Below are 13,278 nucleotides of genomic sequence, written 5' to 3'. Positions count from 1 at the left end.
CGACGGGGATCGTTCGCGCTCACAGCAGTCACCGACCGGGGCCCGTTGGCACAAATCGATCCGGCGGTCCCTCCGTGTCACGCCGGACCTACTCGGTGAGCGGGAGGAGGATACCGAAAACGAACGGTGAAAAGAGCGTGATCGCGGTTCCGAGGTACTCGAGATCGAGCAGAAGAGTCTGCTCCCACCCGGGAACCTGTGCTCCCGTCGCGTGGATGGTCAACTCGCCGAGCGTGCCGATCAGGAACAAACCGATCCCCAACAGGACGCTCCGTTTGGTGGTCTTCGAGTAGTCGAGATCGCCGTAACGGCCAGTCATGAATTTTAGTCGTTTGGAGTGCCAGATAAGGATTTCTCTCCGGTGGTCGTGACGGCGTCTGCGAACGCCTCACTCCAGCGGCCGGATCCCCGGTCACATCGAGTGCCGCTCGGACGGAGAGCCACGCGAGCAGCGCGACGGCGACGAACAACACCGGCGCGGACACCGCGACGGCGAGGCCGTACGACCCGATACTTCGGGTCACGCCGCGGAGGATGAACGCCGCGAAACCGAGACCGAACGCGAGCAACGCGAGCGAGACGAATCGAGATCGGTCCATCGCGGCTCGCTCAGTCGGTGTGTGCGACGCTCGGGCCGTGCGGTCCGTGCTCGCGGTGATCGTGGTGTCTGTCGAAGCCGCGACACATCTCGTAGAAGACGGCCTCCGGGTCGCGCGTCCACTGCCACTTCCAGCGGGTCCGAACGAGGAGTGAGAGCTTGCGGGCAAGCGAGAGCTCCGGCGTCGTCGACACCGTATCGTACCCGAGATTTCTGATGAGCCGGTGGTGGTCCGCGTACAGCACAGACGCGAGCAGCACCGCGAACTGGCAGTCCTCGGGAAGGTACTTGATCCCCGCGACGCCCTCCTCGTAGAGCCGCTCGGTACGAGCGAGCTCCGATCGGATCGCGGCCGCGACGCGGTCGTCAAACTCCAAATCGAGGATCTGCTGTTCGCTCACGCCGTGGGCTTCGAGCGTCTCGAGCGGCAGGTAGATCCGGTCGCGCTCGACGACATCCTCGCGGACGTCGCGGATGAAGTTCGTCATCTGGAACGCCTCGCCGAGTTTCGTCGCGTGCGGAAGCGCCCGAGCCTCGGTGTCGGCGTCCAGATCCATGATCGCCGTCATCATCCGGCCGACCGCCGCGGCCGACCCGTTCATGTACGTCTCCAACTCGTCGTACGTCTCGTAGCGGTCGGTGTCGATGTCGCTCGCCATCGCGTCGACGAACGCGTGGATGTCGGCGTCGTCGATGCCGCGTTCGTCACAAACCATCGCGAACGCGTCCAACACGGAGTCATCAGCCGGTTCCGAGCCGAGTGCAGTCCGACGGAGCCGTTCGAGTTCCGATCGCTGCTCGTCCGGCAGATCGGTGTCGGGGGAGTCGACGATCTCGTCTGCGATCCGGAAGAAGCCGTAGAGCACGTACGTTGGGCGGCGGATCCGCTCCGGGAGCACCCGCGTCGCGACGTGGAAGGTCTTGCCGGTGCGACGTTGGATCCGTTTGCTCCGGGCGACCTGTGTCTTCTCTACCATGCTGCCCTCTGGGGGCCGGCAAGGCGGATCGATAGCGGGTCGCCAATCATGCAAAATGGCTGGGACTCCACGAACATAACAGTTCGCCCGGTGTCGATTTCGCAGGATGCGTCGCCGTTGGCGAGCGTCGACGCGGATGCAAAGTCAACTACCCTACCCTACTTCGCTCACCTGACACGAACGCGCTCCTCCCCTCCCTACTCACTCGCTTTGCTCGTTCCTTGAGGAAGGAGACTCCACGCTGCCGCCTCAGTTGAAGTCCTCAAGGAGTGATTGGTTCAGACTCGGTTTCGATCAGTATAGCAACGAGCGATTGTGGGAGTAGGCATTGCAGACGGCCGCTGGCGACAGCGAGGCTGGGGAGGTGTGAGACCACGGTGCGGGCGGTCGGGGCGTTGAACGCGTCCACCACGCCATCCATCACTCATAAACAAGCAGCCAAGACACGAGAGCCGATCACCGCGCCAGCAACCATATATAAACGGTCGCCGGCAACACCGCTTGACCGCTTATAAATTCCAACGCCAACCGCATGCAACACCCACTCCCGCTATCGATCACAAGGCAGCCTTTCGAGACTGTATCTAGTAGAACGTGTCGCTGCAGTCGTAGATGACGCCGTGTGTCGGACAGACGTACTTACAGTGCCGGTGATACATCGGCGTCTCGCACATCGGACACGGCCGCCCACCGGTGGCCTCCGAGTCACCCATGCAGTTCGGTGTGGTCGCCGGCGATATAACCGCACGTGTTTTCGGGCCCGGGCGATCGGCCGTGTGAACGCGGCCGCGCTCATCAGTCTCCCTCAGATCACTCACCTGCCAGCGATTCGTACACCTCGGTCGCCACCGATTCTTGGCCGAACGGGAGCGTCAGGATACCTCCCCACTCGTCGTCCGTGAGCGCCGCGACGCGGGCCTCGTCCAGTTCAACCCGTCGCACCTCGGCCCCGTCGAGCGTCATCGAGACGACGAACCGGTTCGGGTCGTCGGTCGCACCCGCGTCGGCGAGTCGCTCCTGCACCGATCCGATACCGGCGTCGGAGAGAGCGACGTACACGAGGTGCTCGCGCTCCTCCGAGATCACGCCCTGCACACGCGCGAGATCGGCCGCGTCGAATAGGGTTCCGGCTTCGTCGCCGTCGGCGAGCAGCGCGGCTTCGAACGGCGCGGACGCGTCAGCGGGGACGGAGCCGGCCTCATCGTTTCTGTCGGTTCCGCCGGTTTCCACCCCGTCGCTGCCGGGTCCGAGATCCGGTCCGCTCCCGCCGTCGGTCGCGCCGTTTCCGTCGTCGGTGACGGTGGCGGCTCCGGCGAAACCGATCGCGCCGATCGCGAACGCCGACCCGACCCCGCCGAGCACGCCGCGTCGACTGAGTTCCATGCCCGAGGGTCCCCGTCGGCGGTCAAAAGGGTTTCACGCCGATTCGCGCAGGTGATAATCGATCGAGGGGCGTGACTCACCGCCGTTGGGATGCCTTACTCGTCGAGCGCCACGTTGTCTCGCGTCGTCGTCTCGCCGAACAGCCAGTCGGCGTGGTCGACGGCGTAGTCGCGGTGGTCCTCGGTGATGTACCCGAGTGCGTCCGTGACAACGACGGGGCGGTAGTCGCGGAGGCCGGCGCTGCCGGCGGTGTGGAGCACACAGACGTTCGCGAGCGTCCCGCAGATCAGGAGGTCGTCGATGCCGTGCGCGTCGAGATATCCCTCAAGATCAGTCTGGTAGAAGGCGTCGTACGTGTGTTTCTCGACGACGTGATCGTCGTCGCACACGTCGAGATCGGTGACGAGTTCGGCGTCCCACGAACCCTCGACGACGTGTTCGCCCCACCGGTCGAACTCGTCGTAGTAGTGCGCGTCGACGAACTGTTCTGGCGGGTGCACGTCGCGGGTGTACACGATGCTCGCGCCGGCGTCTCTCGCGCGCTCGACGAGCGACGAGACGGGCTCGATCGCCGCCTCACTCGGCTCCGCGTGGAGGCTCCCGTCAGGGTGACAGAAGCCGTTCTGCATGTCGACGACGATCACCGCAGTCGTGGCCGGGTCGTACGGCATGAGCGAGGCTTATGCTCCGCGGGACAAAAAAACCGGACCGACAAACTACTTATCCGGTGGGCTGTAATCGGCCATATGCGATGGGTTCACACCCTCTCGTTCGTCCTCGCCGCGCTCGCCCTCCTCACGGTCGGTATCGGCGGCGTCGGTGCGGCTGATTCACCGAGAGTCGCGCCCGAGACGCCGGAGGGCGCTGCGGTCGCGTCGAGTGCGACATCTGCGGCGTGTGACACGGGGGACAGCACCGAACTGGTCGGCTGCTGGAACGGGACCCACTACGAAGACGAACTGTCCTTCGATCAAGACGACGGGCTCTCAGAGGGGGAACTCGAAGCGCTGACCGATCTGACGATGGCCCGAGTCGAACACATCCGCGAGCGGCCCTTCCGCGCGGACGTACCCGTACAGACCGTCACGCGCTCGGAGTTCACGAACGGGTCAGCGGGAGGCGGCGGGGCCGACGGCGAGAACGGATCGGCCGAGGCGTACCAGCGCTGGAACGACCAAGTGTGGGAGGCGCTGTTCGTCGTCGGCGAGGACGCGACCGCCGCTGAGGAGATAGACACCGTGTTCGGCGGTGCGGTCTCCGGCTTCTACTCTCCCTCGGCGGACCGGATCGTCCTCGTCGTGCCCGAGGGCGAAGACGTACAGATCGACCCGTCGACACTCGCACACGAGCTCGTCCACGGGATGCAAGACCAGTATCACGACCTCACGCGCCCCCGCTACGTCGGGACCACGCAGGACGCCGACCTCGCGGTCGACGGCATCGTCGAGGGCGAAGCGGTCCACATCGAAGAGCGGTACGCCGCGCGCTGTGCCGACAACTGGACCTGTATCGACGCCCCGTCGGGCGGCGGTGGCGGCGGGTCCGCAAGCGAGTACAACTTCGGCATTCTACAGACCATCCTCCAGCCGTACGCCGAGGGAGCGTTCTACGTCGAGTCGCTCGTGGAGTCGGAGGGGTGGCCGGCCGTCAACGAGACGATGACGAATCCACCGAACTCGACCGCCGAGGTCATTCATGAGGAACCGGGATACGAGACCCGCGAGGTCGACTTCGAGGACACGGCGATCAACGGGTGGGAGACGTATCCCCATCAGGGCGTCGACGGCGCGGAGACCGCCGGCGAGGGGTCGATGTTCATCATGTTCTGGTACCAGAGCTATCCCGTTAACTCTCCGGGAGAGTACCGATACGCGGTACTAGATCCGACGAAAACGCCCCGAGAGAACTTCCAGATTCACCTCGAAACAGAAGAGCAGCTCCGGACCCGCGCCAACTACAACTACGCGCACGAGGTGACTGCTGGATGGGCCGGCGACGAGCTGTACCCCTACCGGAACGACGATGGCACCGAGACGCACGACGGCTACGTGTGGGTGACCGAGTGGCAGACGGAAGGAGACGCAGCACAGTTCCAGCGAGCGTATCGTCGGATGTTGACCGCCCGAAGCGACGAACCGTACGAGGCCGGAACGGTGTATGAGATCGACGACGGCAATTTCCCCGGCGCGTACGGAGTCCAGCGAGACGGGACAACGGTGACGATCACGCACGCCCCGGAGCCTGCCAGCGTACTTGAACTCCGACCGGGAATCAGCCTCGACCTCCCCACGGGTGACGCCGACGGCGACGCCACCGACGGCTCCGGAAGCGAGAGCGACTTCGACGGGGGCGACGCCACCGACGGAAGCGCTCCCGACTCGGAGAGCGGTGACGGCGCGGGCGAGAGCGACCCGGACGAGTCCGGCGGGTCAGACACGGCCGAGGAGACGCCCGGGTTCGGCGTCATCGCCGCTCTCACCGCGGTGATCGCGGCGGTCGCCGTCCTCGCGCGTCGACGGCGGTGAGCGACCGGGGCGGGCCCGCGCGACTCGGATGGCTTTTCCTCCCCGGCGGTTCTATCCCCGGTATGACCGACTCCGAGTTCGATATCGTCGACGCGACCGCGATCCGCGACGGCCGCGCGACGGACGCGTACTTCGATCGAACTGAGACGGCCCTGCGTCGGGCGGGACGGAACCCGCGGGTCGTCGCCGAGGTGACCGCAGACCAGTTCCCCGACGGCGACTTCGAGGTGGTCGCGGGACTGAAAGACGCCGTCGCGCTGCTCGCCGGCCGTGGCATTGACGTCGACGCGATCCCCGAAGGACACTTGTTCGACGGCGGTCCGGTGATGCGGATCGAGGGACCGTATCTCGAGTTCGGCCGCCTCGAAACGTCGCTACTCGGTTTCCTCTCGCACGCGTCCGGCATCGCGACCGCCGCGCTCGACTGCCGAGTCGCCGCACCGGACGCGCAGGTGCTCTCGTTCGGGGCGCGACACGTCCACCCGTCGATGGCCGCAGTCGTCGAACGCTCCGCGCTCGTCGGCGGGCTCGACGGGTTTTCACACGTCGCCGCCGGCGACCTGATCGGCCGGGAGGCGTCCGGGACGATGCCGCACGCGCTCGCCATCTGTTTCGGCCGCGGCGAACAGGAGGCGGCGTGGCGGGCCTTCGACGAGGGCGTCGACGAGTCGGTCTCGCGGATCGCGCTCTGTGACACCTATTCCGACGAGGTCGACGAGGTCCTTCGCGCGGTCGAGACGCTCGGCGACCGACTCGACGGCGTTCGGCTCGACACAACCGGGTCGCGGCGCGGCGACTTTAGACACATCGTCCGAGAGGTGCAGTGGGAGCTGGACGCGCGCGGCCACGAGGAAGTCGACGTATACGTCTCCGGCGGGCTCGGTCCCGCCGACCTTCGCGACCTCCGCGACGTGGTCGACGGGTTCGGCGTCGGCGGCTACGTCTCGAACGCGGATCCGGTGGATTTCGCGCTCGACATCGTCGCCGTCGACGGCGAACCTGCCGCGAAACGCGGGAAGCTCTCCGGCGCAAAAGACGTGTACCGCACTGCCGACGGCGCACACGCGGTTGGGCTCGCGGAGCGTTCGGGGCCAGCGGACGCCGAGTCGCTCATGGAACCGGTGATCCGCGACGGCGAGCGCGTCGACGACGAAGCATTTGACCTCGACGCTGCGACAGAGCGTGCGCTCGCAGACGCGGAAACGGTCGGCTACGGACGAGAGTGAAGTAGAAAACCCGAGTGTCGATCGGTCGGTTACAACTCCTCGACGGCTCCGCCGTCGGGACGCTCTCGGAACACCTGTCCCTCGATGAGCGTCACCATCGTTTCGTCGTCCTCCCACGCGGTCGGCGAGAGCTTCGCCTTCCGGCAGGCCCGTGAGAGGAACTCGGCACCCGACCAGTCGTTCTCGACAGGTACTGTCGGATACAGCCAACCGTGGACGTTGCCGCCGTCGACGGCGACGCCGTGGGTACCGATCTCGAGGTCGGCGAGCGGGTCGTTCGTGAGTACCGTGTTCGAGACGACGAACACGGAGACAGTGAGGTTATCGAGCTCTTTGGGTTCGACCTCGGAGCCGCAGGAGTCGTCGGAGGCGGCCTTGATCGCGGCCTCGACGATCGCGTGACCGAGCTGGTCGGAGGTCTCCCACGCGCCGGCACACCCCCGGAGCCGGCCGCGACCGCGCGTGGATTCGAGCCTGACGAACGCGCCAGTTCGGGCGTAGAACGCTTCGCGCATACTGCCCGGTTGTTCTCGTTGTCCGTGTCGGACGAACGACTCGACCGCCTCCCGCGCGAGTTCGACCGCTCGTGCACCGTCGTCGTACGACAGCTGAACGGTCTGAGCCTCGGACATGAGAGTCTATTACGTTCCTGACGACTTGAACGCTTCCCTTATCAGCCGATGTCTCACTTCCGCTCGCACGGGATGCGCGCCCGGCGAACGACGGCGACCGAACCGCTTATTCGCGGTCGGCAAGAATCAGAACCCGGACAGAGGGAGCCCGACTCCCGTGCCTCCGGCATGAGGAAAGTCCCCCCACCGGCCGGACAGGCGACCGGGCACACGCCCGGAGTCGGAGACGGCTGGCTCTGGAACAGCAACGATACCCCCCGCCCCGACCGATGATCTGTGCGAACCGACCCGCAAGGGAAGGGAGTTAACCCGGAGAGGGCGGCGTGGCTTCGCCACGCGCGACGGGCGGGAACGGATGGAACGGCGAATCCTCGCCGGTGCAAGTCCGCGCCTCAAGGTAGTCCGGCCACGGCGCGGACGCTCAGCCGAATGTCGGGACGAACCGAAGGGGGCTTACTCCCCTCAGTCCGCTCACGCGCCGAGCGGTGCGGCCGGAGAGCGTCGACACCGACGAGAGGTATCACACAACGTCGTCGGGGTCGCGTTCGTCGGCCATCCGCGACGCCTCCGCGGCGAACCGCTCTCGATCGTCGGGCGGACTCTCGCCGAGCGCGCTCTCGTCGACCTCGCGACCGGCCGTGATCCCGTTGCCCGTGACGAGTCGCTGTTCGGCCAGTTCCTTCGTGTGCATCCGCTCGCCGTCCTCCGTGGCGTAGGTGAGCCGGACGAGTCCCTTCGAGTCGAACTGGCGGTCGACGAGCCAGACCGTGGTCATGCGCGAGTGTCGGTCCCTCCGACGCTTAAAAAGGACGGTCGGCGCGAGCGCGACGACAAGTCACCACAGCCGAACTCGGTCGGCGCGCGCCTGCGAGCGGTCGCTCCCGGCGACCGCGAAGCAGCGCCGCGCGAGGGGCGTGGTGAGCGCTCGGAAGAGCGCGAACCGCGAGGCTGGGGAGGCCTGAGGCTGGGGGGCAGTGCAGGGCGGGACACGAAGGGGCGGCTTCGGCGGTGATCGCGTCGAGTGATCGCACCGTTCGAGAGGTTATGACTGACCGCGCGGTCGTCGTCGCCATCGCTTTGTACCGCCTCGCCGAAGCGGGTGGCATGCATGTCGAGTTCGACCGCGACACCTGCGTCGGGATGTATCAGTGCGTCGCCGAGTGGGACGCCTTCGAGAAGAACCTGAACGACGGGAAAGCCGATCTGCGGGGGAGCACCGAGGAGGACGAGGACGTGTTCGTCGTCGACGTGCCCGACGACGAGGAGTTCGACGCGAAGTTCGCGGCGCGCGTCTGCCCGGTCGACGCCATCGAGGTGTACGACGACGACGGCGAGCAGGTGGTGTGATAGGACTAAGGGGTGACTCCCCCTCAACCCCCAGCCGCTCGGCGATACGTGACCGACACCACCACGACGAACAGCTCCAAAGCCCCAGCCGCGACGGCTCGCGCGGCTCGGTGCGCTCCTCGCTCAGTCGCTGGCGCTCCTTCGCTGCGGTGCTTCCGTCGCCGTGCTTCGCCCTCGCGGCTGCCCCTTTGAGTCCCACCCGACCGCAACCACAGCCTCACGCCTCCCCAGCCTCGCGGACCGGTGCTCACGAGCACCGGTCCGGCTCCCTCGCGGGCGGTTCGCGGTCGCCACGGGCGACCGCTCACCGGCGCGCCGAGGTGATTGGGTCACAAGAGCGTCAGTCTCCACCCGCTGCCGTTTATAAGCGCTCGGCCAGATCCTCGGCGAAGTACGTCACGATGAGGTCCGCGCCGGCGCGCTTGATCGAGAGCAGCGACTCGTGGGCAGTTTCTTCTAGGTCGAGCCAGCCCTTCTCTGCGGCCGCGTGGATCATCGCGTACTCGCCGGAAACGTTGTACGCGGCGATCGGGTGGTCGAACTCGCGCCGGAGGTCGCCGACGATGTCGAGGTACGGCAGACCCGGCTTCACCATGAGCACGTCCGCCCCTTCCTCGGCGTCGATCCGGGCCTCGCGGATCGCCTCGCGGCGGTTCGCGGGGTCCATCTGGTAGTGGCGGCGGTCGCCGAACGCGGGCGCGCCGTCGGCGGCGTCGCGGAACGGGCCGTAGAAGGCGGACTCGTACTTGACCGCGTAGCTCATGAGCGCCACCGACTCGTGGCCCGCCGCGTCGAGCGCCTCGCGGATCGCGCGGACCTGCCCGTCGGTCATCGCCGAGGGCGCGACCATGTCCGCGCCCGCGTCCGCCTGCGACACCGCGGTCTTCGCGAGCAGATCGAGCGTCTCATCGTTTTTCACCGTGAGCGTCGGGTCCGTCTCCGCAGTCTCCTCGATCACGCCACAGTGGCCGTGGTCCGTGTACTCACAGAGGCAGACATCGCCGATCACGTACGCGTCCGTCTCGGCGTCGATACGCCGAATCGCGCGCTGGACGGCCCCGTCGTCGGCGTACGCGCGGCTCCCCGACGCGTCCTTCGACTCCGGGATCCCGAAGAGGATCACGGCCTCGACGCCGGTCTCGCAGATCTCCTCGACGCGGTCGACGGCCTCGTCTACCGGGACGCGCTCGTGGCCGGGCATCGTCTCGATCGGCACGCGCTCGTCGGTCGTCGCGTCGACGAACACGGGAGCGACGAGGTCCGCGGCCGACAGCGAGGTCTCGCTGACGAGCGGACGGACGCCGTCGGTCCGGAGTCGCCGCGGCCGGTTAGTCGGGTGCATGGCTGGAGGTTGGCTCCGGTCGGTCTTTTATGCTCCGTCCGCGGCGAGCGCGCGAGAGAGAGAAAGAGCGACAAGTCGGGGCGTGAAAAACGAATCAGCGAAGGGACGTGAGACGGGACTACTCCTGTGATTCGATGTCGATCCGGTCGCGGAGCGAGGCGAGCTCGTCGGACTCCGCGAGCTCTTCGACGCGCTCTTTGAAGTGCTCCTCACAGAGGCCGACGACCACGCCGCTCTGTTCGGCCTCGTAGGTGGCCTCTCGTTCACAGTAGTGACACCGCATACCGTCCACTCTATCGGCGTGGGGCTTAACCCTGTTCGTGGATCGGGAGGGTTCGGCGACCGCGCGGCGGTCCGCGTCCGGAGACCGGGCGTCGGTCACGCCGCACATCGGTCACACCGGATCTGGGAGGCGGTCTCTGACCGGAGAGAACGCCTCGGCGGTCAATCCCGCCTCGCCGAGCGTCCGCTCGTGCGCGTCGCTCCCGCCAGTCAAGAGGAGGTCGGACTCGGCGGCGACCCGCTCGATGCGACCATCGTTGACAGCGCGGCCGTACGGATAGAACCGCTCGACTGCGTCCAACTTGCGGGCGATATCGAGCGCCGCGTCGACAGCGTCGTAGCGGAAGGGGTGTGCGAGTCCGACGAGGGCCGAGGCCGCGGACAGGAGGTCGACGCCGCGTTCGAGGTCCGTCACCTCGCGGGCGACGTAGCAGGGGCCGTCCTCGCCGATCAGTTCGTCGAAGGCCGCGGCGTAGTCGTACGGCGCGGCCGACTCGTCGATGGCGCGCGCGATGTGCGGGCGGCCGAGCCCGGGATGCGGTTCGAGGTCGAGATCGATTCCAAGTCGGTCTTCGACCGCATCACAGATCGCGGCTCCACGTCGCTGTCGGTCGGCTTGGAGCCGTTCGATCTCCGCGTCGAGCGCCGGAGTGTGCTCGACCCCGTAGCCGAGCAGATCGATGCGCTCGACGCCCGCGTCGACGCGCAGTTCGATACCGCGGACGATTTTGACCCCGTCGCGTTCGACGACGGGAGCGGCGAGTTCTGGGTGGATCCGGTCGTGGTCGGTGACCGCCACCCAGTCAATCCCGGCCTCGCGAGCCGTCGCGGCGAGTTCAGCCACGGTCATCGTCCCGTCGGAGAGGGTCGTGTGCGCGTGGAGATCCGCGACCAGCCGGTCCGTGTCCATGGTCTGGATCCGAATGCAGTACACTAATCGACGGCGATTGTACCACGCTAGCACAGCAACCGAACTGCGGTAACAGACACCAATATAAGGAACTATAATTGCACTCACCGAACTAAGGTCATACATGGACAATCATTAAGGACCATCGGCGGCTCGCAGTAGTTGATGCGCTTGAACGGCGTCGACGACCGACTCGAACGGCACCAATATCCGACGACCTCGGAAGAACTGATCGCGGCCCACGGCAACGCGACCGTAGAGCTCGCCGACGGCTCCGAGCGTCTCGGAGACGTGCTGGAGCGATTCGGTGAGCAGACGTTCGACGACGCGGAGGACGTGTTTACGACGCTCCGCGCCGGCGTCTGCCACCGCGGGATCGGTCGGCGGTTCTACTCGGACCGCGACCCGACGACCGACGCCGAGGACGGCCCCTCGCCGGTCTCGTTCTGACCCGGCGAGCCGCTGTTTCGTTTGTTGATGGTAGCCGTACGCCGCCAGCGACCGCTACGACAGCCACTCGATCGCCGGAGAGAGGTCGATCGGCACCGATCCCTTGCGGTATCCCTCGACGTGGCCGTCGGGACGGGCACGAAGCACGATCACGGGCTTGTGGCGGACGGCCGGCCGCGACTCGCGGATCCGCGCCCACTCGGAGGTAGGAAACGACGAGCAGTCGACGAGGAGCGTGACGCCGCCGCCGTGAGCCTCCAGCTGGCCGCTCGTCTTCGTCTCCGCGGTGTCGCGGATCGCCGTGACCGGATCGCTCGCCGATCGGGCCGACACGGGCTGCGGACGCGTCACCTCGACGAGCGAGGCGCTTCCGGTGTCCGGATCCGTCGCCCGGAAATCGAGGGAGTGGCCCGTCGTCACCTCGATTTCGGGCGTGACCCTGTAGCCGGAATCGGCGAGGATCCACGCGGCGGTGAACTCGGCGATCGCGGCGCTCATCCGCACGATGTCGGACGAGACCGAGGTTCCGAGCTTTCCGGCCATTGTCTCGCGATACGGATCGAGCGTTCCCGGGCGGAGGGCGCGCTCGACGAATCCGGTGGCCTCCTCGCGGGTCGCGTCCGGGAACCCGGCGGCGTGGTCGCGAAAGAACGCGCGCGTCGTCTCGGCACCGTCCTTCGAACAGAACACCGGCAGGAAATACCACGAGACGTGGGGATACGCCGCGAGCCACGGCTCATCGTCGTGAAGCGCCGCGAGGAGTTCGCGCTGGGTCCACCGAGAGACGGGATACGGAACCGCATCGAAGCCGTACTTGTCTGTGCGCCAGAGTTCGCTCGGCGTCTCGGTGTTACCGATCCAGTAGCCGACCGGTCCGCCGCCGACGCCGGGCGGGGGGTCGCCGTCGTCGTCGGTCCAACAGAACAGCGCGAATGAACCGTCGTCCATGTCGAACCGGCGGGCGTCGTATCCCGGAGGCGAACCGAACCACGGGCTCCCGGCGGTCGCTCCGAGGTTCTCGTCGAGCGGCCGTTCGATCGTCGAGCGAACGCGGTCCGCGTCCCAGCGGCCCGGAGCGCGTCTGAATCGGATCGGTTGTGCCACGACAGATGTACCGCATCCTGCGCTTAATTCGTTCCGGTGAGATGTGGCGCTCGTGCGCCGCGTTCAGCGATCGATTCTGTCGGGGGATCCGTGTCATCGTTCGTTTCAGGAATTACATACTTCACCGATACATATATAATGAGTAGCTTCCAAGTGAGGTTGTACCATGTCAATGGGTGCCTATGACGAGGCCGAACACGAGCGTCGTGAGAAGAAGACCAGTGAAGTCGACGCCGATTTCGACGCCGAGCGCCCGGAGTATTCCGGATCGCTCACGTACGACTCCGGCGACTCTGCGGAGGCACTCCTCGACAAGTTCCAAGAGTTGAACGGCGCGTGACCGAGTGAGCGGCATTTTTCAGTTTGGTCACCGTCGCGGCCACGCGGCGTTCGACCTCTCACGACGATAGAGGCACACTAGCGGGGTCGTCGATGGGAATCACGACAGGATGATCGCCCCGATCGAACGCTCGGCGACGGAGACCGATTGCTAAAAGAGGTC

The 13,278-nt window shown here is 66.5% G+C and carries 16 protein-coding genes and 1 other RNA gene; 6 read left to right on the top strand and 11 right to left on the bottom strand.

The window, feature by feature from the left end:
- Window positions 1–88: 88 nt before the first annotated feature.
- The 5 genes from NO887_RS15315 to NO887_RS15290 form a co-directional block, all read right to left on the bottom strand.
- Window positions 89–319, bottom strand: coding sequence for a DUF7860 family protein (locus NO887_RS15315; protein WP_256419077.1), 231 nt, complete (start codon window positions 317–319; stop codon window positions 89–91).
- 290 nt (window positions 320–609) lie between these two features.
- Entirely contained in the window at window positions 610–1,575 is a 966-nt protein-coding gene (locus tag NO887_RS15305; protein WP_256419076.1) for a phytoene/squalene synthase family protein, read from the bottom strand.
- A 584-nt stretch (window positions 1,576–2,159) separates the two neighbouring features.
- Complete coding sequence (locus tag NO887_RS15300) at window positions 2,160–2,288, bottom strand: HVO_2523 family zinc finger protein (protein ID WP_256419075.1); 129 nt, start codon at window positions 2,286–2,288, stop codon at window positions 2,160–2,162.
- Window positions 2,289–2,385: 97 nt separating this feature from the next.
- Window positions 2,386–2,958 carry a hypothetical protein gene (locus NO887_RS15295; protein WP_256419074.1) on the bottom strand — a complete coding sequence of 191 codons (573 nt, stop codon included), beginning with the start codon at window positions 2,956–2,958 and terminating at the stop codon, window positions 2,386–2,388.
- A 95-nt stretch (window positions 2,959–3,053) separates the two neighbouring features.
- Window positions 3,054–3,629 carry a cysteine hydrolase family protein gene (locus NO887_RS15290; protein WP_256419073.1) on the bottom strand — a complete coding sequence of 192 codons (576 nt, stop codon included), beginning with the start codon at window positions 3,627–3,629 and terminating at the stop codon, window positions 3,054–3,056.
- Window positions 3,630–3,704: 75 nt separating this feature from the next.
- On the opposite strand from NO887_RS15290, the gene NO887_RS15285 reads away from it, so the two are divergent.
- Window positions 3,705–5,483, top strand: a complete 1,779-nt coding sequence (locus NO887_RS15285; protein ID WP_256419072.1) for an Hvo_1808 family surface protein — start codon at window positions 3,705–3,707, stop codon at window positions 5,481–5,483.
- 62 nt (window positions 5,484–5,545) lie between these two features.
- Window positions 5,546–6,709, top strand: coding sequence for a nicotinate phosphoribosyltransferase (locus NO887_RS15280; RefSeq protein ID WP_256419071.1), 1,164 nt, complete (start codon window positions 5,546–5,548; stop codon window positions 6,707–6,709).
- 29 nt (window positions 6,710–6,738) lie between these two features.
- Here NO887_RS15280 and NO887_RS15275 read toward each other — a convergent pair whose 3' ends face one another.
- Window positions 6,739–7,341, bottom strand: a complete 603-nt coding sequence (locus NO887_RS15275) for a TIGR00296 family protein (protein WP_256419070.1) — start codon at window positions 7,339–7,341, stop codon at window positions 6,739–6,741.
- Between the two features lie 136 nt (window positions 7,342–7,477).
- On the opposite strand from NO887_RS15275, the gene rnpB reads away from it, so the two are divergent.
- An RNA gene (rnpB, locus tag NO887_RS15270) (RNase P RNA component) lies at window positions 7,478–7,809 on the top strand.
- A gap of 52 nt (window positions 7,810–7,861) precedes the next feature.
- On the opposite strand, the gene NO887_RS15265 is transcribed toward rnpB, so the two are convergent.
- Window positions 7,862–8,116 carry a DUF7967 family protein gene (locus NO887_RS15265; RefSeq protein WP_256419069.1) on the bottom strand — a complete coding sequence of 85 codons (255 nt, stop codon included), beginning with the start codon at window positions 8,114–8,116 and terminating at the stop codon, window positions 7,862–7,864.
- Between the two features lie 329 nt (window positions 8,117–8,445).
- Here NO887_RS15265 and NO887_RS15260 point away from each other — a divergent pair, with 329 nt between their 5' ends.
- Window positions 8,446–8,688: a ferredoxin gene (locus NO887_RS15260; RefSeq protein ID WP_256419136.1), complete on the top strand. Its 243-nt coding sequence runs from the start codon at window positions 8,446–8,448 to the stop codon at window positions 8,686–8,688.
- A gap of 361 nt (window positions 8,689–9,049) precedes the next feature.
- Here NO887_RS15260 and hemB read toward each other — a convergent pair whose 3' ends face one another.
- The 3 genes from hemB to NO887_RS15245 all read right to left on the bottom strand — a co-directional run bounded on the left by hemB (window position 9,050) and on the right by NO887_RS15245 (window position 11,222).
- Complete coding sequence (gene hemB, locus NO887_RS15255) at window positions 9,050–10,030, bottom strand: porphobilinogen synthase (RefSeq protein ID WP_256419068.1); 981 nt, start codon at window positions 10,028–10,030, stop codon at window positions 9,050–9,052.
- Between the two features lie 118 nt (window positions 10,031–10,148).
- Window positions 10,149–10,313, bottom strand: a complete 165-nt coding sequence (locus NO887_RS15250) for a DUF6757 family protein (RefSeq protein ID WP_199242194.1) — start codon at window positions 10,311–10,313, stop codon at window positions 10,149–10,151.
- 111 nt (window positions 10,314–10,424) lie between these two features.
- Window positions 10,425–11,222: a PHP domain-containing protein gene (locus NO887_RS15245; RefSeq protein ID WP_256419067.1), complete on the bottom strand. Its 798-nt coding sequence runs from the start codon at window positions 11,220–11,222 to the stop codon at window positions 10,425–10,427.
- A gap of 165 nt (window positions 11,223–11,387) precedes the next feature.
- Here NO887_RS15245 and NO887_RS15240 point away from each other — a divergent pair, with 165 nt between their 5' ends.
- Window positions 11,388–11,672 carry a DUF5789 family protein gene (locus NO887_RS15240; RefSeq protein ID WP_137783251.1) on the top strand — a complete coding sequence of 95 codons (285 nt, stop codon included), beginning with the start codon at window positions 11,388–11,390 and terminating at the stop codon, window positions 11,670–11,672.
- Window positions 11,673–11,726: 54 nt separating this feature from the next.
- On the opposite strand, the gene NO887_RS15235 is transcribed toward NO887_RS15240, so the two are convergent.
- The gene (locus NO887_RS15235) at window positions 11,727–12,776 is read right to left on the bottom strand and encodes a DUF5784 family protein (RefSeq protein ID WP_256419066.1); all 1,050 of its coding nucleotides are present in this window, start codon (window positions 12,774–12,776) and stop codon (window positions 11,727–11,729) included.
- A 172-nt stretch (window positions 12,777–12,948) separates the two neighbouring features.
- Between NO887_RS15235 and NO887_RS15230 the strand changes: the two genes are divergently transcribed.
- Window positions 12,949–13,116 (top strand): DUF5786 family protein, encoded by a 168-nt coding sequence (locus NO887_RS15230; RefSeq protein ID WP_230455336.1) that lies wholly within the window; start codon window positions 12,949–12,951, stop codon window positions 13,114–13,116.
- The last annotated feature ends 162 nt before the right edge of the window (window positions 13,117–13,278 follow it).

Origin of the sequence: Halorubrum laminariae (assembly GCF_024494655.1) — an archaeon.
Taxonomy (GTDB): domain Archaea; phylum Halobacteriota; class Halobacteria; order Halobacteriales; family Haloferacaceae; genus Halorubrum; species Halorubrum laminariae.
Note: the sequence above shows the minus strand (reverse complement) of the source record. Positions and strands in the feature narration are given on the sequence as shown.